The sequence below is a fragment of the Sphingomonas sp. PvP055 genome (assembly GCF_040546365.1).
In the GTDB taxonomy this organism is placed as follows: domain Bacteria; phylum Pseudomonadota; class Alphaproteobacteria; order Sphingomonadales; family Sphingomonadaceae; genus Sphingomonas; species Sphingomonas echinoides_A.
Genome location: NZ_JBEPNS010000001.1, coordinates 978,845 through 999,882 on the forward strand (window position 1 = coordinate 978,845; position 21,038 = coordinate 999,882).

Here is a 21,038-nt window from a genome sequence, read left to right on the forward strand (position 1 = left end):
TTGACCTGCGGTGTCGCAGGCGGCATCTGGTGGCAATGACCATCCCTATGCTTTCCCGCCGCGATACGCTTGCCGCCCTGACCGGGGCCGCCGCGATCGCCGCTGCCCCCGCGATCGCTGCGCCCGCGCCGTCCGCCGCCGCGTTGCTCGACCGGCTCGCCTGGGGATTGCTCGACATCGATCCGGCGCAGGCGACCAGTCTCGGGGTCGATACCGGCGCGCATGCCGGGCTGCGCGGGCGGCTCGACGATCGGTCCCCGGACGGCGTGGCGCGGCGCCAGCGCTTCCTGTCGGACGGGTTGCGCGATCTGGCGCGCGTGCCGCGGCAGGGGCTCGACGAGTCGCTGCTGACGAGCCTTTCGGTGACCGAAAGCGCGTTCCGCACCGCCCTCGACGGGATGGCGCTGCCGTACGGTGTCGCGACGATCGGCAACTGGCGGAACACGCCGTACGGTGTGATCCAGAACGTCGGAAGCTGGCTCGACGTGCCGCAACTGCTCGACGGCAGCCAGCCGGTAAAGACCGCCGCCGACGCGACCGCCTATCTCGCGCGGCTGGCGGCGATGCCCGCGCAGCTCGACGGGGAGACGGTTCGGATTCGGGCGGCACGGCTGAAGGGGCTGGTCCCGCCGTCGTTCCTGCTCGAAAAGACGATCACCGGGCTGACGCGGACGCTGGCGACGGTCGATGCGGCCGATGGCCCGCTGATCGGCCCGCTCGCGCGCAAGAGCGGGGCGATTCCGGGCGATTGGGTCGCACGCGCGCAAGCGATCGCGCGGACCGCGATCGGCCCGGCGCTGGAGCGCCAGCTCGCCGAAATCCGCGCGCAACGCGCGGTGGCGACCGATGCGGCCGGTCTCGGCACGCGCCCGCACGGCCCCGAATGGTACGCCTGGGGGCTGCGCGCGGGGACGACCACGCGGCGCACCCCCGCCGAGATCCACGCACTCGGCCGCGCCCAGCTGATTGACTTGCAGGCGCAGATGGACACGATCCTCAAGAGCTTCGGTCTCGCGCAAGGCACCGTCGCAGCGCGGTCGGCAGAGTTGCAGAAGCGGCCCGAGATCGCCTTCTCGAACGACGACGCCGGGCGTGCGCAGATCGTCGCGTACATGCAGGGCAAGATCGATGCGATCCGCCCGCGTCTGCCGCAGGCGTTCCGCACGCTGGTCAAGGGCAACCTCGAAATCCGCCGGATGCCGCTGGCGGAGGAGCCCGGTGCGCCCGCGGCGTACGGCGGCCCGGGGTCGCTCGACGGGACGGTACCGGGCAAGATCTGGGTCAACCTCGGCGATCCGACGATCCACAACAAGGTGACGATCCCCGACCTGGTGTTCCATGAGGGCATTCCGGGCCATGTCTGGCAGGGGGAATGTGCGCAGAAGCTGCCGCTGATCCGATCGATCCTGGCGTTCAACGCTTATACCGAGGGCTGGGCGCTATATGCGGAGATGCTCGCCGACGAACTGGGGATGTATCGGGACGATCCGGCAGGGCGGCTGGGGTATCTGATGGGCCTGTCGTGGCGTGCCGTGCGGCTGGTGATCGACACCGGGATCCACGCGATGGGCTGGACCCGCGAGCAGGCGCTGGCGGAATTCATCGCGGCGACCGGGCTTCCGCGGAGCAACGCGGTCAGCGAGGTCGAACGCTATTGCGCGTGGCCGGGGCAGGCGTGCGGGTACAAGCTCGGCCAGACCGAAATCGTCGCGCAACGCGACCGCGCCAAGGCTGCGCTGGGCGGACGGTTCGACGTGCGCGATTTCGATCAGGCGGTGGTCGAGGGCGGGAACGTCCCGCTCGACGTGCTCGCCGACAACGTCAGCCGGTACATCCAGCGCGCGAAAACCTGACGCCGCACGGTGGTCAGCGCAGGCGTTTGAACCACGGGGCGGCGTCGTCGCCGTAGAGCAGGAGGATCGCAAGACCCTCGGCCCCTAGCTGGATGACCGACAAGGCGATCACCGCGACATCGCTGTCGCCCATCGGCGCGATCGCCCCGATGCCGCGCAGGAACGCCGCGCTGGTGCCGAGCCCGAGCACCCAGCGCAGGCCGAGCGTGTTGCGCGCGGCCGGCGACTTGGCGAAGACCACGAGCAGCATCATCGCCACCGCGAAGGCGATCCCCAAAATGCGGATCGCCTTGATGCGCAGCGCCAGCGTGTCCGCCGCGTCCGGCGCAATTGGGAAACCGAACGCGGGAGTCTGCGTCGCGTACAGCGCGAGAATCCCGGAAACGATCACCGAAAAGCCGAACATACCCGCAAACAAGGTGATCGAAAGCGGGCGCTGCACGGCTTTGTCTTCCACACTGGCTACGGCGGGTGTCGGATAAACCAGGCAGGTTTAAGATTTTCCTGCGGAAGCGGCGGTGTCGTGCCGCGGGTCGGTGATGGTGAGCCCTTCGGTTGCCCAGCGTGCGCGCGACTGGCACGTCTCCCCGGTCGCACCGGGGTATGGCTCGGCGGGGGCGGGATCGTCGAAGATCCGGATGCAATAGACGTCGCGGTGCGGTTCGTAGCGTGCCCGGTAGGTATTGGTGGTTGTAGTGCGGTTGCGCGCGGCGGGCGCTGGCGGTTCGGCGGGGGCGAGAGCGGGGGATGTAATGCCTGCAAGGCTCGCTGCGGCAATCAGGACGGGCACGATCATGCGGAAACTCCGGACGGTGTGAGGCGCCGCCCATGCGGCGCATCCGGCCCCATGCGATAAGTGTGCCAATATACTAACACACCAAGTTTCCGGGAGATACGCGCAGTCGGTGGGTCGGTGTTGGCGGCAGGCTCCACCAACCTTTGGCGTAAAGTCCGGATTTATCGGGCTTAACACCTTCGTTCGCGCGGGAGGTGGCGGATCGCGAAGTATGGCGTCCGTCCCGGACAGTGCCCGGGTCGTGGCGTTGGAACGTCATCAACGGTCATTTTGGCGCAGACGGGCTTGACCGCTCGATTGCGGAAGACCACGGCCAAGGACATTCCGTTCGACCCGGGGGGCCTGTTCTTCCCGACTTTTTAAGATTGTATGCCCATGCGCCTGTCTCGCCTGTTGTCACCTTCCTCCAGCGACCTGGCGATCGACCTCGGCACCGTGAACACCGTCATCTACCTGCGCGAGAAAGGGATCGTGCTGAACGAACCTTCGGTCGTCGCGCTGGAGACGCTGGACGGGGTGCAGCGCGTCCGCGCGATCGGCGCGGAGGCCAAGCTGATGCTCGGCAAGACCCCCGATGCGATCCGGACGATCAGGCCGATGCGCGACGGCGTGATCGCCGACATCGATGTCGCCGAACAGATGATCAAGCATTTCATCGAGAAGGTGAATGGCGGGCGCAACTGGCTGTCGCGCGGGCCTGAGATCGTGATCTGCATCCCATCGGGCGCGACCCCGGTCGAACGCCGCGCGATCCGCCAGGCGACGATGAACGCGGGCGCGCGAAAGGTTCATCTGATCGAGGAGTCGATGGCGGCCGCGATCGGCGCGGGGCTGCCCGTGGCGGAACCGATCGGCGCGATGGTGGTGGATATCGGTGGCGGGACGACCGAGGTCGCGATCCTGTCGCTGCGCGGGCTGGCGTACAGTACCTCGGTGCGCGTCGGCGGCGACCGGATGGACGATGCGATCGCGTCGAGCATCCGCCGCAAGCACAATCTGATGATCGGCGAGGCGACCGCCGAACAGATCAAGTTCGCGATCGGCACCGCGCTGATCCCGGAGGACGGCGTCGGCAAGGAAATGCGCGTGCGCGGGCGGGACCTGCTCAACGGCGTGCCGAGCGAGATCACCGTCAACCAGGCCGAGATCGCGCAGGCGCTTGCCGATCTGGTCGGGCAAGTGATCGAGGCGGTGCTGTCCGCGCTGGAGAAGACCGAGCCCGAACTCGCCGCCGACATCTTCGACCGCGGAATCGTGATGACGGGTGGCGGCAGCTTGCTTGCGGGTCTCGACACGGTGTTGTCGGAGGCAACCGGCCTGCCGGTGATCGTCGCCGAGAATGCGCTGACGTGCGTGGCTGTCGGCGCGGGGCAAGCGCTCGACGACCAGGTCTTCCACGGCGTGTTGACGACCGCGTAACCGCGCGCGTGTCCGCCGTGACGCGCTGATCTATATGGGAGTTTTATGCCGCCGGGGTTCGATCGCTCTCGAACCTTAACGGCGCGCGCGCCTATCTGACGCTTGGCTTGATCGCACGCCGCCGGGGTCCACCGGCCGCGCGACAGGATCGGGCCGAGGAGTCGCATCATGCTTTCGACCGTCGCTTCGACGTCAGACCAACCGCCCTGCGTGCTGATCGTGGGGCAGGATGCCGCGGGGCACTGGCTGGTCCAGGACAACCGCGGATGCCTCGAGGGGCGCTTCATTTCTTTGTCGACCGCCATGGCCTTCGCGCGCAGCGAAGGACATTCGCTGCCCGGCGCGCGTATCGTGCGCGCGACCGCGCCGCTGGTGCCGACGATCTCGTTCGCGAAGGTCGAGCCGTGGGAAACCGCCGAGCATTGGCGCCACGCGGCTTGACCGCGTCCGATCCCTATTTCCAGGACATTTTGATGACCTATCTGGCCGATCACAGCATAATGCTGTCCCCGAACGCGCGCCGGTCGCCCCGACCGCGCACCCTCCTGCGACCGCGCCGCGCGCCACGGTGCCGCGATCCGCGCTGGGCCGCGCTGGCGGCGGCGTTGACCGCGCTGCGCAACGCCAACCGGCACAGCGTCCGTATCGTCGATGCGGATTGCGGGACGGGGACGCTGCTGCTGTGCGCGGTGCGCCATGCGCGGACGCTGGGGTTCTCGGCGATCGAGGCGCGCGGGATCGGGGCGACGCCGCAGTGTATCGGGCGGGCCCGGAGCGCCGCTTCCGACGTGCGGGATCCCGCGATCGGGATTGCGTTCGAGACGGGCGACATCGTCGCCGCGCTCGGGTCGGAATGCGATCTGCCGGCGGACATCGTGCTGTGGCACGGGGACGCGCGCCACGCGGCGCAGCATCAGGCGCGCGCGCGTGCGATCGCGGGCGCCGGACGGACCGTGATCGCCGACCCCGTACCGACCGAAACGCCAGTGCGGGGAGAGGCTGCATGACGCACCGGGACATGCTGTGGCGCGGCATCGGAGTCGCGCTGTTGGCGGCGGGGAGCGTCGTGGCGTCGCTCGAGCGGATCGGGGAGAGCAGTTTGCCGGGGCTGGTCGGTTTCGGTTTCGCGCTGTTCGGGTTCGTGCTGATCGTCCAGGGCAAGCGCGTGCCCGCCGCGTTCCGGGTCGAACGCAGCCGGCACAAGCGGTTGCCGCAAACGCTCCACGCCCGGCGCGGGCGCAGGACGGCGCAGCGCCATGACTGACCTGATGCAGGCCATCCAGCCGTTCGCGCTCCGCGACGGGGTGCTGCATGCCGAAGGCGTCGCGCTGCCCGACATCGCCGCCGCCGTGGGGACGCCGACCTATGTCTATTCGAGCGCCGCGCTGCGCAGCGCCGCCCGCGCGTTTCGCGAGGCACTGGCGCCGATCCGGCGCAAGCATCTGGCGTTTGCGGTGAAGGCCAATCCGAACCTCGCCGTCCTGCAGCTGCTGGCGGAGGAGGGGTACGGCGCGGACATCGTCTCTGGCGGGGAGCTCGTCCACGCGCTGGCGGCGGGGATGCCCGCGTCGGGAATCCTCTATTCCGGGGTCGGCAAGACCCGGCGCGAGCTGGTCGCGGCGCTGGATGCCGGGATCGGGCAGTTCAACATCGAGCTGGAGGAAGAGGGGCAGATGCTGGCGATGCTCGCGCGCGCCAGAGGCGTACGGGCGACCGCGGTGCTTCGCGTCAATCCGGATGTCGATGCGGGGACGCATGCCAAGATCTCGACCGGGCGGAAGCAGAACAAGTTCGGCGTGGCCTATGCCGATGCCTTTGCGATCTATGGTCGGCTGGCGGCGCTCGACGGGCTCGACCTGTGCGGCATCGCGATTCACATCGGGAGCCAGCTCGCCGATCTCGCGCCGCTGGAGACTGCCTATCGTCGGACCGGCGCTCTGATTGCGGCGTTGCGCAGTGCGGGGCATCGGATCGATCGCGTCGATCTGGGCGGGGGTCTGGGCGTTGCTTACCGTCCGGGCGAGCCGATGCCGCGGGCCTGGGCCTATGGGATCATGGTGGACCGCGTCACGCGCGACTGGGACGTGACGCTCACGTTCGAACCCGGGCGCTTCATCGCGGCGGCGGCGGGGGTACTGTTGACCGAAGTCGTGTGGATCAAGCCCGGCGCGCCCGACCCGCATGTCATCGTCGATGCGGCGATGAACGACCTTGCACGGCCCGCGCTATACGATGCGTTCCACGATTTCGTCGCGGTCGAACCGAACGGGGCGCGAATGGTGGCGAACATCGCCGGTCCGGTCTGCGAAAGCGGCGATACTTTCGCCACGGGGCGCGAGATCGACCAGGTGAAGGCGGGTGACCTGGCGGTGTTCCACACCGTCGGGGCCTATGGCGCGACGATGGCGTCGACGTACAATTGCCGCGCGCGGATTCCCGAAGTGCTGGTCGACGGCGACCGGTTCGCGGTCGTCGCGGACCGCATCACGCCCGAGACGATGTTGCGGCACCAGCACTTGCCCGAGTGGACCGCACGCCCTGCGGTCCGGCGCGCGGCATGACGGGGAAGCCGCACGCGGGGGCACCGGACGACGCACGCATTGAAGCGAGCGGCGCGATCCGCCCGCGCATGACCGGGCGCCTGTCGCTCGGCCATGCGCGGACCGCGCCGGGGGGATCGAACCGGCGCGGCGGCGATCAGGCGTCCGGGTAATCCGCCGCGAGGCTGGCGTCGCGGTGCTGCTCGATTTCGGCCGACCGGGCGCGGAGTTTGTCGGTGACCGCGTCATAGCCCCATTTGCCGAGCACGAGATGCCGCGGCGGATTGGGATCGACCGTCAGCGCGATCATCGCCTCGCCCGCGCGGACGGGATCGCCCGCCTGCTTGCCGCTGACACCACGCGTATCCGCGAGACGTTTGCCCGCGGTATTGGCGTAATCGGCGATCTTGCTTTCGGTCTGCTGGAGCGAGCGGCCCGCCCAGTCGGTGCGGAACGGACCCGGCTCGACACAGGTGACGTCGATCCCGAGCGGCGCGACCTCGGCCAGCAGTGAATCCGAAAAGCCTTCGACCGCGTGTTTCGAGGCCGCGTAATAGCCCGACGCCGGAAACCCGACGAGGCCCGCGACCGAGGTGATGTTGATGATATGCCCGCTCTTTTGCGCGCGCATGTGCGGCAGCACCGCGCGCGTCATCGCGAACAGGCCAAACACGTTGGCGTCGAACTGCTGGCGGATCTCCGCGTCCACGCCTTCCTCGATCGTGCTCTGGTAGCCGTAGCCCGCATTGTTGACGAGCACGTCGATCCGGCCGAACTTTTCGATTGCGGCGTTGGTGACCGACTCGATCTGCGCCTGGTCGGTCACGTCGAGCGCCAGCGCGAGGACGCGGTCGGGGGCGGCCTTGGCGAGGTCGGCGACGCGATCTGCGTCGCGCGCGGTGGCGATCAGGCGCCAGCCCCGGTCGATGATCAACTGCGCGAGGTCGCGCCCGAAACCGGTCGAGCAGCCGGTGATCAACCATACGGGGGAGGGGGAGAAGGCCATGCGCGTTTCGCTTTCCGGGTCAGGGGTTTGCAGCACAACGGCTTACCAAGTGGGGAGTTCATCGCTTTTCGACCGGGCACCGCATCCGTTCGCGCTAAGGGTTGCCGCACGCGTCGAATGGTTTCTGAGCCCCTCCCCTTCAGGAGCGTCGGGGGAACAGCGCCCCGCGCTGTTCAGGCCATGCCGGGGGCATGACCGACCCGACGCTGGGTTGGGGTGGGGCAGTGCCTCGCAGAGAGCGGAGTTCTGCTGGACTGCCCCACCCCCAACCCCTCCCCTGAAGGGGAGGGGCTTCTTTGCATCATCCTTCGTCGGGGCCGGTCGCCGCCGCCGGGCGTTGAGCGCGCGATATCGGGGCATGGTGCCCGACCAAGGAGATCATGATGCGGACGTTTACTGTAGGCAATCCGATAACGCTCGATACGCTGGCGCTCGGCGAGAGCGCGGATCCGGGCCAGCCGGGCGCGGGCGAGATTCGCGTCGCGCTGCACGGCAGCTCCCTCAACTTCCATGACCTTGGCGTCGTGACCGGGCGGATGGGAGAGGCTGCGGGCCGGATCCCGCTGGCCGATGGCGCGGGGCTGGTCGAGGCGGTCGGCGACGGCGTTACCGAATTCGCAGTGGGCGACATGGTCGTGTCGTGCTTCTTCCCCGACTGGCAGGACGGGACGCCGACGATCGGCGACTTCAGCCGCACGCCCGGCGACGGGATCGACGGCTTCGCGCGCGAGGCGGTGGTGCTGCCCGCGACCGCCTTCACGCACGCGCCCAAGGGCTATGACGCGGTCGAGGCGGCGACGATCACCACCGCAGGCCTGACTGCCTGGCGCGCGCTGGTCGTGGACGGCAAACTCAAGCCGGGGGACACCGTATTGTTGCTCGGGACCGGCGGCGTGTCGATCTGGGCGTTGCAGATTGCCAAGATGATGGGTGCGGTGGTCGCGATCACTTCGTCGTCGGACGAGAAGCTGGAGCGCGCCCGGGCGCTGGGGGCGGATCACTGCGTCAATTATCGCGACACGCCCGAATGGGGCAGCGCGATTCTGGAGTGGACCGGTGGGCGCGGGGTCGATCACGTCGTCGAGGTCGGCGGGCCGGGGACGCTGGCGCAGTCGATCACGGCGGTGCGCGTCGGCGGGCATATCTCGCTGATCGGCGTGCTGACCGGTGGTGCGGGCGACGTGCCGACCGCGGCGCTGATGTCCAAGCAGGCGCGGTTGCAGGGCCTGATCGTCGGCAGCCGCCGCGAACAGCAGGAATTCGTCCGCGCGCTGGAGGCGAGCGGGGTACGCCCGGTGGTCGACCGCCGCTTCCCGCTGGAGCAGTTGGCGGATGCGTTCCGTTATGAGGTGGGCGCGGGGCATTTCGGGAAGATCGGCGTGGAGTGGTGAGGGGGTAGCTGGAGGAAGCGGGGGCGGGCAATTTGCGGGCTGGGGAGCCGGTATCTGGTCCGCTACCTGGCAGCTTGCTGCCCCCTGCCGTCTCCCCTTCCTGGAAGGTGGGTTCGTTGGGGAGAGCGTGGCGCGCGCCGCTGGCCAACCCACCCCCAGCCCCTCACTTTCAGGGAGGGGAGTGAGATGGGCTTGCGTTCGACCGTCGGTCAGGCCGGCACGGTGTCGTAGACCACGACCTTGCGCCACAGTGGCGCGCACGTCTTGACGAAGGCGAGGTGCGCGGGATGCTCCTGATAGGTCTTTTGATCGGCGATCGTGTCGAACAGCATCAGCTCCGAAACATCGAAGCTGGAATCGACCACATCGCGCTGTTCGGTTCCCGCCGGCACGCCGACGTGGAGCGCGCGCACTTGCGGGACCGCGGCAAGCGTCTTTAGTCCGGCCACCAGTTTGGCGCGGTCTTCGGCATTTCCCGGACGCTTGAGCCAGAAGAACACCTGGTGGCGCAGCCCGCCCGCTTCCGCGGCCTTGGCCGGGCCCGTGATCGCCGCTGCTGCGGCCGCAAAGGCGATTCCTGTCAGTGCGTCTCTCCGGTCCAACCCCACGCTGCTCCCTTGCTTGTTCAGACCGTACACGTCTTGACGGCCTGCGCGAGCGCGGTCAGCGGATCGCCGACCGGCATGAATTCATGAGCGAAATAGCCCTTGAAGCCGAGGTCGGCGACGCACTTGGCGACCGCGTGCCAGTCCACTTCTTGCGTGCCGTCGAGATTGTGACGCCCCGGCACACCGCCGGTGTGGAAGTGGCCGAGCCACTGGATGTTCTCGCGGATCGTCGCGATCAGGTCGCCTTCCATGATCTGCATGTGGTAGATATCGTACAGCAGCTTGACCCGCGGCGAGTTGACTTCCTTGCAGACCTTCACGCCCCACGCAGTATGGTCGGCCATGTAATCGGCATGGTCGCGCTTGCTGTTGAGCAGTTCGATGCAGATCGTGACGTCATTGTCCTCGGCGATCTTCTTGACGCGGTTGAGGCCGATGACGGCGTTGGCGGCGCCTTCCTCGTCCGACATGCCTTTGCGATTGCCCGAGAAGGCGATGACGTTGGGGACGCCCGCCTTGGCCGCCTGCGGGATGCCGACGCGGAACGCCTGTTCGATCGCATCGTGGTTCTCGCGCCGGTTGAGGCCGTTGGGGATCGTCATCGGGGCGGCGGCATAGCCCATGGTGCAGCGCATCCCGTATTTGCGCGGTGTCTCGTAATCGGCGGGTTCGAGCAGATCGATGCCCTGCAACCCCATCTTCGCCGCGGCGGCGCAGAGCTGGTCGAGCGGGATCTTCTGGTAGCACCAACGGCTGACCGACTGTTTGAGCCGACCGGCCGATGGGGCGGCCAGGAGGGGGCCAGGAAGTCCCGTTGCCGCAAAGGCCGCGAGGGAGGATCCGATGATGGTGCGCCGCGTGATCATGCCCGCATCCTAAATGAGAAGTGCGGCACGGCAAGCTGTTGTCTTATAAATTCGGAAATAGAGTCGGGCGGGGCGCGTCAGCCCCGCTTCTGCAGCGCCTGCCAGTGCCGCAGCCCCTCGGTGCGGACGACCTGCGCAATCGTGGCGGGGGTGAGGCCCTTGCGCGCGGTGTGCGGGAACAGCACGGTGGTGACGTCGCCACCGATGCTCTCCATCCGTTCGATCACGCGGCGGCATGTGCCCGCGTCGGTCCGCGCGACGCACAGCTCGCGGCCGAGCGCGCGGTGCAGCGCGAGCGAGCCTTCGCCGAGCTTCTCGAACGGGCCGGTGTCGGCGACGATCACCGGAACCGTCCGCCCGTGCGCGATCACCACGCCGAAATCGCCGACGTCGACCCCGGTCTTTTGGGTGAAGCGGCCCTGTTCGTCGCGCGGGCCTTCCCACGGGATGACGACATAGGGGATCTTGTCCGCGTCGACCGGCGTCTCGCCGCCCTTGCCGTCGGGGAGCATCAGCGACGTCGGGCATTGGTCCATCCTGCCATGCGCGGGGCTGCACGCGAATGGTGACCCGTCGAGATCGACCGCGAGCTTCGCGACATAGGCGACCGCCTTCCCCGGCAGGCGGCGGAGCGCGGTGACCGCGTTCGGGTCGTTGCGACACCCGTGGACCTTGTGGCCGTGGAACCGGTCCGCGCGATCACACGTGCCGAATTCCTGGCGATACGCTTCGTCGATGGGGTCGCCGGCGGGGAGCGCGACGCCCGCCGGCCACGGGGCGGATGCCGCGTGGACGGGGCGCGACGGCGGCGCCGCGGCAGCCGTCGTCGCGCCCAGCAACAGGGTGAGGCAGGTCAGGAAAGGTTTCATGGTTCAGGACGTCGCAGCGGCTCGAGGATCGGTCGCGCCTTCCAGCCGGGCGTCTTCGGCGATGATCGCCTTGGGCACGGTCGGCAACGACGCATAGGGAAGGGAGCGGTGGAGGGTCAGCGCCCAGCGATCGAGCCAGCCGTCGCCGTTCGGCCCGACATAGGTGTCCGGGGTGCGGTAGGCCGGATCGCGCATCGCGGTGTCGAGCGAGACGACACGCAGATGCTGGTCGCGGAGGATCGCGGCGAGATCGTCGATGCTCGCGGCGTTGAGATGGCTCGCGTGGAGCAGGAAGACGAACGCGGGCTCGCGGCCGAACAGCGCGCGGCCCGCCTGCCGGTACCACGGCACGATCTGTCGGGTGTAGGCGAGGTAGGCGGCGCGGATCCGCTCCGCTCCGGCACGGTCCCCGCGCGCGATCGCGGCGTCATAGGGCGTGGCGAAGCGCCAGTCGGAATTCTCCATCGTCACCGGCGCGACGCGGTAGCCGTGGGTGTCGAGCCATCCCTCGAACCGGTGGCGGACCGCGTGCGTCAGGCCCGTCTCGAGATAGGGATAGCGATACCAGCGCTCGCGCCGTCCGCGCGCGGCGAGCAGCGCGCCGGTTTCCTGTGCGCCGTGGGCAACGTCGGCGATATACGTTTCGACCGGCACGGCGTTGAGCGAGAGGTGCGAATAGCTGTGGTTGCCGAGGTCCATCCCGGCGTCGAGCCACTGGGTCAGCATGCGGACGCGGTCCGCCCGATCCGGGGTTGCCAGCTGGGCCTCGTTGACGAACCCGGTCGCGGTGTCATGCGCGCGCTTGAGCCCCGCGAGCAGCCGCGTGGTCATCGCCGCGCCGTCCGCCGCCGACGTTTTTGCGCCGAATACGGGCAAGTCATCGAAGGTCAGCGCGACGGTTCCGCTGGGGGCAGGCGCGGCGATGGCGGGGGCCGTCGCCAGGCTCAGCAATGCCGTTGCCACCATGCGGAACGCTGAACCGAACGGAGAGATTTTTGCGGGCATCGCGACGGGCTTTCGGGTGAGAGGTGGTCGCGGGGGTGCCGTCACGATGCGCGCGCGCTAATTCCCGGCGACAACGATACCGCTGTCGCCGGAAAGCGGCAGACCGCGCGGGATCAGCGCGCGGGTTGTGCTGCGGCGGCCTTGGCCTTTTGCTTGTAGTGATGGTGCGCGATCACGCAGCCTGCCGCTGCGCCGGCGATCGCATGGTGGTGCGCGTAATGGCCGGCGACCCCGCCGGCGACCGCGCCGCGGATGCAGCCCTTGGCCGATGCGGCGGTATCGAGCGCGATGGAGCTGGTTGCCAGAGCGAAGACGGCGAGTGCGGGCGCGAGAAGCTTGGTCATGAGATCCCTCTACAACGGGTGGATCCCGGTTCTGCGCTTCGCTGGATGACGCCGCAGCATCGCGGGCATGAACTTCCTGTCATGCCCGGCAGGGGGTAGTCTTAGACTTTGGCGGAATAGATCATCCGGCCTTGGCCGAGCCGCGCGAAGACCTGGTCGAGATCGCCTTCGCTGACCGCGAAACAGCCCTGGCTGCGGCCGAGTTGGCCGTGCGTGCGGACCATCTCCGGATCGGCATACCACGCCGAATGCACCACCAGCGCGCGCTGCAACGCTCGGTAGTTGGTGGCATCCAGCCCGATCAGCCGTTGCGACCGACCATGTTTGCCGACGTAATAGTCCGACGCGACGAACGCGCCTTCGCTCGATGCGTTCGACCCCTCGTTGTTCGAGAAGCGCTGGAGGTAGCCGGTGTGCGACGGATCGCTGCCGCTGCCGTGGGTGACGAGCAGCGTCGTCGCCATGCCGTTGGCCATGTCGACCAGATAGAAACGCGGCTGCGCGGACGAGAGCGAAAAATCCGCGATCGCGATGCGGTCATGGTGCGGAATCTGCGACCCGTGGCGCTGCAGCGCGGCCAGCGCATGGCGCAGCAATTCGGGGCGGACGACTCGCGTGGAGGCGAGTGGCTGGATCGTGGCAGGCGCCATCGGCCGGCCGAAAACGGGCGCCTGCGCACGGGCCGGAACGATGGTCGAAGCGCCGAGCATTGCCAGGGCGGAGCCCGCAAATGCGCGACGTGAAATGGTAAGTGACTGATCTTGCACGGTTTGGAACATGTCCCTCGTCGTTGATGGCTCTGCTTTACCATATAAATGGGTATCAGTGTCTTAATCGGCGGGGTTCGATCCCCGTTCGAGACGGTTTCCGTCCCGCGACTTGGGCGGTTCGTCGCAAAGCGGCGGTTCGGCTTGGCCGAATCGCACCGCTGGACGGGGCGTCAGGCCGGAGTCGGTGCTGGAATCGGGCGGATTCCCGGCATTGGGCCGACGGTGGGCGTCGCTATATCGGGTCGATGGCTTTTTACCAGACCGACCTGTTCGCCACGCCCGCCCCCGCCGGACTGACCGCTGCCGAGGCGTTTCTGTCTCCGGCAGAGGAGCAAACGGTGATCGCGACGATCGAGGCCGCGGACCTGACGCCGTTCCGCTTCCAGCAGTGGCTCGGCAAGCGGCTTACCGCGTCGTACGGCTGGCTTTATGATTTCGAGCGCGGGAGTTTCACCGCGGTCGCGCCTATTCCGGACGTGTTGTTGCCGATCCGCGCGCGGGCGGCGGCGTTTGCCGGGCTGGCGCCCGACGCGCTCGTCCAGGCGCTGCTGATCCGGTACGATCCGGGCGCGGGGATCGGGTGGCATCGGGATCGCCCGATGTTCGAGCATGTCGTCGGCTTATCGCTCGGCGCGCCCGCGACGATGCGGTTCCGGATGCGGGACGGCGAACGTGGGGCGCGCGCGACGTATCGGCGCGAGGCGCAGCCGCTCGCGCCGCGCTCGATCTATCACCTGTCGGGCGAAGCGCGCTGGGCGTGGGAGCACAGCATCGCGCCGATCGAGGCGACGCGCTGGTCGCTGACGTTCCGCAGCCTGTCCGAACGCGGTCGGATGGAGGCGCGCCGCGGCGGCGTGTGAGGCCTCAGGTCTTCGCGGCGCGTGCGGCGCGGCGGCGCTGTACCCCGCGCACGGTGCCGACCAGCCGCGACAGCACCAGATCCTCGATCCCGGCATAGCCGAGCCCGAGGTGGTCGGGTCGCACGCCGGTCGCATCCCCCAGCCGCAGTCCGCCGGTGCGCAAGCCCGCGCGCCCGATCCGCGCCCAGCGCCGCGCGGTTTCCCAGCGGATCAGCTTGGCGTTTTCGCGATCCGGGCGGTGCGTTGCCATGAAATCCTCCTGCAACGTGACCAGCGCCGCGCCGACGCGCTCCAGCGTGGCGCGATCGGGGACGGGCTGGTGCGCCATCACATGCGCAACGATCAGCGCCGCCGTGTCTGCCGCGGCGTCCCCGAAGCGCGCGGCATAGACGCCCGCGAGCACGCGCGTGGCGCTGTCGCGCATCGCGGTCGCCTGGCGCTGCGACGCGCCGGCGGCGTGACGGCGATAGGTGAGCAGCTCGGTATCGATCCGCGCGACCCCGCCGATCGGCAGGATGCGGTGGTAGAGATCGAAATCCTCGGCATAGAGCAGCTCGGGTCGGTTGAACGGATCGAGCCGGCGCGCCGCGTCGGTGCGGATCATCACCGAGGACCAGACCAGTGGGTTCTCGATCTGCAACAACCACGCGATCAGCGCTGGCGTCGACACCGGCGCGAGCGGGGAGGGCATGATCACGCCGTCCTGCAACACATTGGCGGCGGTGCCCACCAAGGCGACCGCGGGATGCATGTCGAGATAAGCGACCTGCCGCGCGAACCGCTCGGGGTGGCACAGATCATCCTGGTCGAGCGCCGCGATGCAGCGCCCGCGCGCGAGCGCGAAGCCCGCGTTGCGCGTCAGCACGACGCCGCGATTGCGCTCGGCGCGGATCAGGCGGATGCGCGGATCGTCGATCGCGGCGACGACTGCGACCGTATCGTCGGTCGAGCAATCGTCGATCACGATCACCTCGAAATCGGCGAGCGTCTGCGCCTGCAACGACGCGATCGTCTCCGCGACCAGCGCGGACCCGTTGTAGGTCGGGATGATGACGCTGACGACGGGGTCGGGGGCGGTGAGAAACGTCATGCGACCGCGCGCACCGCGCCGCCGAGCACCTGATCGACGATCATCGCGCCGACGTCGTTCTGCCATTGCCACAGGCCGTTCGCCTGCCCCGAGAAGCTCGCTTCCCCGCCCAGATGCCCCCAGGGCACGAACCCGGCGGCGAGCCCGATGCCGTACAGTCCCGGGATCGCGGCGCCATCGGCGGCGACCACCCGGCAATGCCGGTCGACCATCGCGCGTCCGTCCTGCGCGGCGAGCGCGATCGCGCTGCCGTCGCTGTCGCGGACGTCGAGTACGCGCGGACGATAGCCGAGCGCGGCGATCACCAGATCCGCTTCCGCCAGCCGCGTCCGCACGAACGGATCGTCATTGCCCGCGACGCGGTGCGCCACGACGCGCGGGTCCGGCGCGCGTCCATCGACGCGCAGCATCCGCAGGACCAGTTCGCGTGCCTCCAGCCGGAACCCGGCGAGCCGATAGACGAAGCCGCTGACCGCACAGATGTCGTCCGGGCCGAAATCGGTGAACCCGTCCGCGCGCGCCGCTTCGGGGGTGGGGTAGAAGGGGCGCAGCGGGCGGCGGTGGAGCAACGTGATCGCCTCCGCGCCGAACGGGATCGCCGCGGTCTTGAGCAGGAGCACCGTCGTCGCGAGCGCGCTGGTCGACCCGCCGATGATGACGATCCGCGGATTGCGCTTGCGCGAGAGCAGATCGATGATCTTGGCGGGGCCGCCGAGCGCGAGCGCTTCGTCCGACTGCATCAGCCGATCGCCCACTTCGCTGACGAGCGACACACCGCCGACCTGCTGCGCGGCGAGCCGGTCGAGCGGTTGATGCCCGCCCGTCGCGATCACGACCGATTGCGAGAGTTGATCGAACTCCACGCCGTCCGCGATCCGGCGCATCCGGCTCGACCACAGGCCGGTGGACGTGCGCGTCGTCGACAGCACGTCATGCCCGGTCAGCACGGTTCCGCCATGCCGCCCGACCAGGCCGTGCAGCCGTTCCCCCGTCGCGCGGACGAACGGGCCCGCCTCGACCAGCGGGACACCGAGCGCACCGATGTGCCGCGCGACCGCACGCCCCGCGGGATGATCCGTCAGCGCGGCGATCTCGGGATGCGGATTGTCCTTCACCGCGCTCAGGAAGGTTTCGGCGGTGCTGTCCGACGTGATGCCGTACCGCCCGATCCGCCCCTCGCCGAGCGAGTCGCCGCGTTCCGCAACGATGAGCCCCGATGCGGCGAGGTCCGCGAGGCGCCCGCGCTTACTCGCCGCGGTCAGCATCGCGGTGCCGGCCGGGCCGCCGCCGACGACCAGCATCGATGCGATCGCGGGGGCATGCGGGCGAGCGGGGACGCGGTCCTCGGCGGCCAGTACGCGGTGGATGCGCTCGACGATCTGCGTGACGTCGTCGATCCCCATCGCATCGGTGACGGGGAGCGACAGCGAGCGTGCGCCGACCGAATCGGCGACCGGGGTTGGCAGGAAGGTCGCGCGGCGCTGGAACAACGGCTGTTCGCCGAGATGCGGGCTGAAATAGCGACCGACACCGACTCCCGCCGCCTCGATCGCGGCGGCGATCGAATCGCGCCGGTGCGCGAGATGGTCTGGCAGCAGGATCGGCATGAACTGGCTCGCGCGGCGCCGACCGGTCGCTTGCTGGAAGGAGACGCCGACGAGCTGCTCGCGGTACGCCGCCTCGAGCGCGGCGCGGTGATCGCAGATCGCGTCGATCTCGGCGAGCTTCGTACGCGCCATCACCGCGATGACCTCGGGCAGCTTGGCGTTCAGGCCATCCAGCGTCGCGCTGCGTCCCGCCTCGAACCCGAAATTGGCCATCGCGCGCAGCCGCGCGATCAGCCGCGCGTCGCCCGAATGGATCAGCCCGCCCTCGGCGACCGCGAAGGTCTTGGTCGCGTGCATCGAATGCACCACCGCGAACGGTGCGTCCGCGCCGAAACCCATTCCCGAGTCGTCGATCGTGCCGAGTGAGGCAGCGGCATCGATCACCACGCCGACGCCGGTCTGCCGTTGCAGCCAGGCATAGCGGTCGAGATCGATCGCGGTGCCGAAGGTCGCGTACGGCAGCAGCACCGCGATCCGGTCGCCATGTTCGGCGAGCAGGCGTTCTTCCTGCGCCGCGTTCGCGGTCCAGTCCGCCGGGTCGATGTCGCAGATCAGCGGGGTCAGCCCGGCCCAGATTGCCGCCTGTGCGGTCGCGGCGAAGGTCAGCGCGGGCATCAGCGCGTAGCGCCCGTCCGGCTGCTCGCCGACCGCCTCGCGCAGCGCGACCATCAGCCCGATCGTGGCGTTGACGACGGCCAGCGTCGCACCTTGCCCGCCGAACAATTGTGCGGTCGCATCCTGTTCGAATGCGCGAACTTCGGGACCGTTGTTGCTGAACACGCCCGACGCCTCGACGCGCTGCAGGGCCGTGCGGTGCTCGCTAAGGCGCGGGGGGTTGGGGGCGATCAGGGGATAACGCTGCATCGAGGGGCGCCTGGGCTGGGAATGTCCCGGCGGCTTGTGCCCCGAAGCCTCCTAAAAACCCGTTACGCCCCCCCCGTTACGCTCCCAGACGCGGTCAGCCTTCGCGCGCGACCGCGAACCCGGCGAACGACTGGTTGACCGGCATCAACTCGAGCGTGTTGATGTTGAGGTGCTTGGGCTGCTCGGCGACCCACAGCATGGTGGCGGCAATGTCCTCGGCGGTCATCGGGTTGACGCCGCCGTAGAGCTTGTCCGACGCGGCCTGATCCCCGCCGGTGCGGACGGTGGTGAATTCGGTCTCGACCATGCCCGGTTCGATCGAGGTGACGCGCACCCCCTTGCCGTGCAGGTCGGCGCGGAGACCCAGGCTGAACTGGCGGACGAACGCCTTGGTCCCGCCGTACACATTGCCGCCGGCATAGGGGTAGGTCGCCGCAACCGACGACAGGTTGATGATCGCGCCCTTACGCGCGACGATCCCCGGCAGCAGCAGCCGCGTGACAGTGACCAGCGCGGTGATGTTGGTGTCGATCATCGTCTGCCAGTCGTCGAGCTTCGCCGAATCGGCGGGCGACGTACCGAGCGCGAGACCGGCGTTGTTGATGAGCAGGTCGATATTCGCGAACTCGGCTGGCAATCCGGCGACGGCGCTTTCCAGCGCGGCGGTGTCGCGGATGTCAAAGGCGAGCGTGTGGACGGTGTCCGCGCCGAGGGCTTCGGTCAGCGTGTCGAGACGGTCCGCGCGACGCCCGGTGGTGACGACGCGCCATCCGGCAGCGGCGAAGGCATGGACGGCTGCCGCACCGATCCCGGCGGTCCCGCCAGTGATGAAGGCGGTTCGCTTGGTCTCGGTCATGGATGGGGTCCATTCGCGCTGTAAAGGAATGGTGCCCGAGGGCGGATTCGAACCACCGACACTGCGATTTTCAGTCGCATGCTCTACCAACTGAGCTACTCGGGCACACCGGGCGACCCCGCTGGGGCCGTCTGGGAAGCGGCCTCTTAGTCGGGAGATTTCGTGCTGTCTAGCCCGTCTTCTTCATCTCCGGGCGGAGTCGTCACAGGAATTGCATAACCTTCGCCCAACCATTGCAGCAGGTCGCGGTCGCGGCAGCCCTGGCTGCAGAAGGGGGCGTGCGCCTGCGACAGCGGTTTGCCGCAGAGCGGACAGGGTTTGTTGCGGGGCATCAGGCGCTTTCGAAGATCGGGGTGACGCCGGTACGCTGCGCCAGCGCGGCGGTCCAGGCGGGGTTGGCGCGGAGCGCCGCGTGAACGCGCGGACTGACGCGGTGATTCGCCGGGGCCGGGGGCGGGGTGCGCTCGATTCGCCGGAGCAGCGCGCGCGCCTCGGCCGCGGCGGGATCGGCGCGGAGGAGTTCGGGGAGCGACGCGCGCGGGCGGCGGCGGATGATCTGGACGAAGCCGAAGCCGTTCATCGCGGTCCGGTCGAACGGTTGCGGTAGGCCGGCGTCGATCGCGGCGTCTACTGCGGCGCGTGCCGCCTTGCCGGTGATCGTCGGGAAGTCGATCCCGATCGATCCGCCGATATCCATCCGGACGATCGCCGCCGCGACCGCTTTCGCCGCAGCGAGCGCGAGCGGTTCGAGCGGGGGATAGCCGTCGACGTCGAACAGCGTCATCGCGGGCGTGGGGCTCATGCGAAGCGCGCCACCGACCGACCCGTGGAAGACGATGTCGCCGGTCATCGCTTCCTCGAGCACCTCGGACCAGCCCGCCGCCTCGAGCGCATCGGGTTCGTGCGCGTGGAGCGTGCGAACGGGGATGCCGCTTGCGGTGATTCGCGCGAGCAGGTCGGGGCCATCGCGCGGGGGGCCTTCGGCGGGGGCTACGCGCGGGAGCTTGGTGCGCCTGCCCTCGGGGATCGCTTCGCGAATCAGTTCGACCGTCAGCGCGGCACCCTGCGTGATGCCGGGGGGAAGCGGCGCCAGCATCGCTTCGCCGCCGTCGAAAGCGACTCGGCCCTCGCGGCCTTTGACGGTGATTTCGATCAGGCGGGCAGGGAAGACCGCGCCGAGTCGCGGGCCGGGGCGATCCAGCTCGATCCGGGCTTCGACGATCACGCCGTCGACCACCAGCGCGGCACGGGCTTCCCCGATCCCGGCCTCGTGGAGCCATTCAGCCAAGCGGCACACCCGCCGCAAGCAGCAGCGCGCGCGTTTCGAACAGCGGCAGGCCGATGACGCCAGAATGCGAGCCGGACAGGAACCGCACGAACGCTTCCGCGCGGCCCTGGATCGCATAGCCCCCCGCCTTGCCCAAACCCTCGCCGCACGCGACATACGCATCGATCTCAGCGGGGGAGAGCGGCTTGAACGCGACGATCGTGTCGGACAGGCGCGCGCGCAGCTTGCCGGTCGCGTCGATCACGCAGACCGCGGTCAGGCAATGATGGCGGCGGCCGGACAGCGCGGCGAGCATCGTGCGCACCGTGGCATCGTCGTCGGCCTTGCCGAGGATCCGGCGCCCGAGCGCGATGGTGGTGTCGCCCGACAGAATCACCTCGCTCGGCGCACGCTCCACCGCGCGCGCCTTGGCGGCGGCGATCCGCTCGACATAGACACGGGGCGGCTCGGCCTTGAGCGGGCTTTCGTCGATGTCGGGTGCCGCGATGCGCGCGGGCGTCACCCCGAGCCGCGCGAGCAGATCGCGGCGGCGCGGTGAAGCGGAGGCAAGAACGAGCGTCATGGCAGTGTCTTCCCGGGCGGTTCCGCCTGGAGAAGCGGGCCCGTTACTTGAAGCGATAGGTGATGCGACCCTTGGTGAGATCATACGGCGTCAATTCGACCAGCACTTCGTCGCCGACCAGGACGCGAATCCGGTTCTTGCGCATCTTGCCGGCGGTGTGGCCGAGAATTTCGTGGTCGTTTTCGAGCTTTACGCGGAACATGGCGTTGGGGAGAAGCTCCACCACCTGTCCACGCATTTCGAGCAGTTCTTCCTTGGCCAAACAAACCTCTAGCAATGTCGGGGAAATATCAGAACGCGGCCCTTAGCCGAAGGCGCGCCAAAAGGGAAGCGTGGGGGTTCAAGACGCCGACATGATGCTCCCAGTCCGACGGTTTGATCGTCACCGCCCCCCCACAGCTGCCGTCATGCTGAACTTGTTTCAGCATCCACCGCGCAACAGGC

Annotated in this window: 25 protein-coding genes and 1 tRNA gene; 9 read left to right on the forward strand and 17 right to left on the reverse strand. The window is 68.8% G+C overall.

What is annotated here, in order from left to right; translation table 11 throughout:
* Positions 1–35 precede the first annotated feature (35 nt).
* The gene (locus ABIC16_RS04825; RefSeq protein WP_354290233.1) at positions 36–1,853 is read left to right on the forward strand and encodes a DUF885 domain-containing protein; all 1,818 of its coding nucleotides are present in this window, start codon (positions 36–38) and stop codon (positions 1,851–1,853) included.
* A 13-nt stretch (positions 1,854–1,866) separates the two neighbouring features.
* Here ABIC16_RS04825 and ABIC16_RS04830 read toward each other — a convergent pair whose 3' ends face one another.
* Together ABIC16_RS04830 and ABIC16_RS04835 are read right to left on the reverse strand one after the other, a co-directional pair.
* Positions 1,867–2,295 carry a hypothetical protein gene (locus tag ABIC16_RS04830; RefSeq protein ID WP_354290234.1) on the reverse strand — a complete coding sequence of 143 codons (429 nt, stop codon included), beginning with the start codon at positions 2,293–2,295 and terminating at the stop codon, positions 1,867–1,869.
* Between the two features lie 51 nt (positions 2,296–2,346).
* A complete protein-coding gene (locus ABIC16_RS04835) occupies positions 2,347–2,649 on the reverse strand; it encodes a hypothetical protein (protein ID WP_354290235.1) in 303 nt (100 codons plus the stop codon).
* Between the two features lie 375 nt (positions 2,650–3,024).
* On the opposite strand from ABIC16_RS04835, the gene ABIC16_RS04840 reads away from it, so the two are divergent.
* The 6 genes from ABIC16_RS04840 (at position 3,025) to ABIC16_RS04865 (ending at position 6,781) form a co-directional block, all read left to right on the forward strand.
* Positions 3,025–4,068 carry a rod shape-determining protein gene (locus tag ABIC16_RS04840; RefSeq protein ID WP_277968004.1) on the forward strand — a complete coding sequence of 348 codons (1,044 nt, stop codon included), beginning with the start codon at positions 3,025–3,027 and terminating at the stop codon, positions 4,066–4,068.
* A 168-nt stretch (positions 4,069–4,236) separates the two neighbouring features.
* Entirely contained in the window at positions 4,237–4,509 is a 273-nt protein-coding gene (locus ABIC16_RS04845) for a hypothetical protein (RefSeq protein WP_277968003.1), read from the forward strand.
* Positions 4,506–5,075, forward strand: a complete 570-nt coding sequence (locus ABIC16_RS04850) for an SAM-dependent methyltransferase (protein ID WP_354290236.1) — start codon at positions 4,506–4,508, stop codon at positions 5,073–5,075. The genes ABIC16_RS04845 and ABIC16_RS04850 overlap by 4 nt, the downstream gene beginning before the upstream one ends.
* Entirely contained in the window at positions 5,072–5,332 is a 261-nt protein-coding gene (locus ABIC16_RS04855) for a hypothetical protein (protein WP_354290237.1), read from the forward strand. The genes ABIC16_RS04850 and ABIC16_RS04855 overlap by 4 nt, the downstream gene beginning before the upstream one ends.
* Entirely contained in the window at positions 5,325–6,629 is a 1,305-nt protein-coding gene (gene lysA, locus ABIC16_RS04860; protein ID WP_354290238.1) for a diaminopimelate decarboxylase, read from the forward strand. The genes ABIC16_RS04855 and lysA overlap by 8 nt, the downstream gene beginning before the upstream one ends.
* On the forward strand, positions 6,626–6,781 hold the full coding sequence (locus ABIC16_RS04865) for a hypothetical protein (RefSeq protein ID WP_354290239.1): 156 nt from the start codon (positions 6,626–6,628) through the stop codon (positions 6,779–6,781). The genes lysA and ABIC16_RS04865 overlap by 4 nt, the downstream gene beginning before the upstream one ends.
* Here ABIC16_RS04865 and ABIC16_RS04870 read toward each other — a convergent pair.
* Entirely contained in the window at positions 6,766–7,614 is an 849-nt protein-coding gene (locus ABIC16_RS04870) for an oxidoreductase (RefSeq protein ID WP_354290240.1), read from the reverse strand. The genes ABIC16_RS04865 and ABIC16_RS04870 overlap by 16 nt on opposite strands.
* Positions 7,615–7,997: 383 nt before the next feature.
* Between ABIC16_RS04870 and ABIC16_RS04875 the strand changes: the two genes are divergently transcribed.
* Positions 7,998–9,005 (forward strand): zinc-dependent alcohol dehydrogenase family protein, encoded by a 1,008-nt coding sequence (locus ABIC16_RS04875; protein ID WP_354292262.1) that lies wholly within the window; start codon positions 7,998–8,000, stop codon positions 9,003–9,005.
* Between the two features lie 209 nt (positions 9,006–9,214).
* On the opposite strand, the gene ABIC16_RS04880 is transcribed toward ABIC16_RS04875, so the two are convergent.
* The 6 genes from ABIC16_RS04880 to ABIC16_RS04905 form a co-directional block, all read right to left on the reverse strand.
* Positions 9,215–9,607, reverse strand: a complete 393-nt coding sequence (locus ABIC16_RS04880; protein WP_354290241.1) for a Dabb family protein — start codon at positions 9,605–9,607, stop codon at positions 9,215–9,217.
* Between the two features lie 23 nt (positions 9,608–9,630).
* Positions 9,631–10,479, reverse strand: a complete 849-nt coding sequence (locus ABIC16_RS04885) for a hydroxypyruvate isomerase family protein (protein ID WP_354290242.1) — start codon at positions 10,477–10,479, stop codon at positions 9,631–9,633.
* Positions 10,480–10,556: 77 nt separating this feature from the next.
* Positions 10,557–11,348, reverse strand: a complete 792-nt coding sequence (locus tag ABIC16_RS04890) for a glycoside hydrolase family 75 protein (protein ID WP_354290243.1) — start codon at positions 11,346–11,348, stop codon at positions 10,557–10,559.
* 3 nt (positions 11,349–11,351) lie between these two features.
* The gene (locus ABIC16_RS04895) at positions 11,352–12,353 is read right to left on the reverse strand and encodes a polysaccharide deacetylase family protein (RefSeq protein ID WP_354290244.1); all 1,002 of its coding nucleotides are present in this window, start codon (positions 12,351–12,353) and stop codon (positions 11,352–11,354) included.
* Positions 12,354–12,466: 113 nt separating this feature from the next.
* Positions 12,467–12,697: a hypothetical protein gene (locus ABIC16_RS04900; protein ID WP_354290245.1), complete on the reverse strand. Its 231-nt coding sequence runs from the start codon at positions 12,695–12,697 to the stop codon at positions 12,467–12,469.
* Positions 12,698–12,798: 101 nt separating this feature from the next.
* Entirely contained in the window at positions 12,799–13,476 is a 678-nt protein-coding gene (locus ABIC16_RS04905) for a murein L,D-transpeptidase catalytic domain family protein (protein ID WP_277967992.1), read from the reverse strand.
* 236 nt (positions 13,477–13,712) lie between these two features.
* Between ABIC16_RS04905 and ABIC16_RS04910 the strand changes: the two genes are divergently transcribed.
* Entirely contained in the window at positions 13,713–14,327 is a 615-nt protein-coding gene (locus tag ABIC16_RS04910; protein WP_354290246.1) for an alpha-ketoglutarate-dependent dioxygenase AlkB, read from the forward strand.
* Positions 14,328–14,331: 4 nt separating this feature from the next.
* Here the strand turns inward: ABIC16_RS04910 and ABIC16_RS04915 are convergent, their stop codons facing one another.
* The 8 genes from ABIC16_RS04915 to infA all read right to left on the reverse strand — a co-directional run bounded on the left by ABIC16_RS04915 (position 14,332) and on the right by infA (position 20,856).
* Complete coding sequence (locus ABIC16_RS04915) at positions 14,332–15,417, reverse strand: glycosyltransferase family 2 protein (protein ID WP_354290247.1); 1,086 nt, start codon at positions 15,415–15,417, stop codon at positions 14,332–14,334.
* Positions 15,414–17,888, reverse strand: a complete 2,475-nt coding sequence (locus tag ABIC16_RS04920) for a DegT/DnrJ/EryC1/StrS family aminotransferase (RefSeq protein WP_354290248.1) — start codon at positions 17,886–17,888, stop codon at positions 15,414–15,416. The genes ABIC16_RS04915 and ABIC16_RS04920 overlap by 4 nt, the downstream gene beginning before the upstream one ends.
* A 94-nt stretch (positions 17,889–17,982) precedes the next feature.
* Positions 17,983–18,744: an SDR family NAD(P)-dependent oxidoreductase gene (locus tag ABIC16_RS04925; protein ID WP_354290249.1), complete on the reverse strand. Its 762-nt coding sequence runs from the start codon at positions 18,742–18,744 to the stop codon at positions 17,983–17,985.
* 29 nt (positions 18,745–18,773) lie between these two features.
* Positions 18,774–18,849: transfer RNA gene (locus tag ABIC16_RS04930), tRNA-Phe, on the reverse strand.
* A gap of 41 nt (positions 18,850–18,890) precedes the next feature.
* Positions 18,891–19,076 (reverse strand): DNA gyrase inhibitor YacG, encoded by a 186-nt coding sequence (locus ABIC16_RS04935; protein WP_277967987.1) that lies wholly within the window; start codon positions 19,074–19,076, stop codon positions 18,891–18,893.
* Positions 19,076–20,032: a ribonuclease gene (locus tag ABIC16_RS04940; protein ID WP_354290250.1), complete on the reverse strand. Its 957-nt coding sequence runs from the start codon at positions 20,030–20,032 to the stop codon at positions 19,076–19,078. Before ABIC16_RS04940 ends, ABIC16_RS04935 begins: the two co-directional genes overlap by 1 nt.
* On the reverse strand, positions 20,025–20,594 hold the full coding sequence (locus ABIC16_RS04945; protein WP_354290251.1) for a Maf family protein: 570 nt from the start codon (positions 20,592–20,594) through the stop codon (positions 20,025–20,027). Before ABIC16_RS04945 ends, ABIC16_RS04940 begins: the two co-directional genes overlap by 8 nt.
* A gap of 43 nt (positions 20,595–20,637) precedes the next feature.
* Positions 20,638–20,856, reverse strand: a complete 219-nt coding sequence (gene infA / locus ABIC16_RS04950; protein ID WP_010162480.1) for a translation initiation factor IF-1 — start codon at positions 20,854–20,856, stop codon at positions 20,638–20,640.
* Positions 20,857–21,038 lie beyond the last annotated feature (182 nt).

What these genes read in the sequence shown, in the direction of transcription:
- ABIC16_RS04825 (WP_354290233.1), top strand. Translation starts at nt 36, where the DNA reads ATGACCATCCCTATGCTTTCCCGCCGCGATACGCTTGCCGCCCTGACC.
- ABIC16_RS04835 (WP_354290235.1), bottom strand. Translation starts at nt 2,649, where the DNA reads ATGATCGTGCCCGTCCTGATTGCCGCAGCGAGCCTTGCAGGCATTACA.
- ABIC16_RS04840 (WP_277968004.1), top strand. Translation starts at nt 3,025, where the DNA reads ATGCGCCTGTCTCGCCTGTTGTCACCTTCCTCCAGCGACCTGGCGATC.
- ABIC16_RS04845 (WP_277968003.1), top strand. Translation starts at nt 4,237, where the DNA reads ATGCTTTCGACCGTCGCTTCGACGTCAGACCAACCGCCCTGCGTGCTG.
- ABIC16_RS04855 (WP_354290237.1), top strand. Translation starts at nt 5,072, where the DNA reads ATGACGCACCGGGACATGCTGTGGCGCGGCATCGGAGTCGCGCTGTTG.
- lysA (WP_354290238.1), top strand. Translation starts at nt 5,325, where the DNA reads ATGACTGACCTGATGCAGGCCATCCAGCCGTTCGCGCTCCGCGACGGG.
- ABIC16_RS04865 (WP_354290239.1), top strand. Translation starts at nt 6,626, where the DNA reads ATGACGGGGAAGCCGCACGCGGGGGCACCGGACGACGCACGCATTGAA.
- ABIC16_RS04870 (WP_354290240.1), bottom strand. Translation starts at nt 7,614, where the DNA reads ATGGCCTTCTCCCCCTCCCCCGTATGGTTGATCACCGGCTGCTCGACC.
- ABIC16_RS04875 (WP_354292262.1), top strand. Translation starts at nt 7,998, where the DNA reads ATGCGGACGTTTACTGTAGGCAATCCGATAACGCTCGATACGCTGGCG.
- ABIC16_RS04885 (WP_354290242.1), bottom strand. Translation starts at nt 10,479, where the DNA reads ATGATCACGCGGCGCACCATCATCGGATCCTCCCTCGCGGCCTTTGCG.
- ABIC16_RS04890 (WP_354290243.1), bottom strand. Translation starts at nt 11,348, where the DNA reads ATGAAACCTTTCCTGACCTGCCTCACCCTGTTGCTGGGCGCGACGACG.
- ABIC16_RS04895 (WP_354290244.1), bottom strand. Translation starts at nt 12,353, where the DNA reads ATGCCCGCAAAAATCTCTCCGTTCGGTTCAGCGTTCCGCATGGTGGCA.
- ABIC16_RS04900 (WP_354290245.1), bottom strand. Translation starts at nt 12,697, where the DNA reads ATGACCAAGCTTCTCGCGCCCGCACTCGCCGTCTTCGCTCTGGCAACC.
- ABIC16_RS04905 (WP_277967992.1), bottom strand. Translation starts at nt 13,476, where the DNA reads ATGTTCCAAACCGTGCAAGATCAGTCACTTACCATTTCACGTCGCGCA.
- ABIC16_RS04910 (WP_354290246.1), top strand. Translation starts at nt 13,713, where the DNA reads ATGGCTTTTTACCAGACCGACCTGTTCGCCACGCCCGCCCCCGCCGGA.
- ABIC16_RS04915 (WP_354290247.1), bottom strand. Translation starts at nt 15,417, where the DNA reads ATGACGTTTCTCACCGCCCCCGACCCCGTCGTCAGCGTCATCATCCCG.
- ABIC16_RS04920 (WP_354290248.1), bottom strand. Translation starts at nt 17,888, where the DNA reads ATGCAGCGTTATCCCCTGATCGCCCCCAACCCCCCGCGCCTTAGCGAG.
- ABIC16_RS04925 (WP_354290249.1), bottom strand. Translation starts at nt 18,744, where the DNA reads ATGACCGAGACCAAGCGAACCGCCTTCATCACTGGCGGGACCGCCGGG.
- ABIC16_RS04935 (WP_277967987.1), bottom strand. Translation starts at nt 19,076, where the DNA reads ATGCCCCGCAACAAACCCTGTCCGCTCTGCGGCAAACCGCTGTCGCAG.
- ABIC16_RS04945 (WP_354290251.1), bottom strand. Translation starts at nt 20,594, where the DNA reads ATGACGCTCGTTCTTGCCTCCGCTTCACCGCGCCGCCGCGATCTGCTC.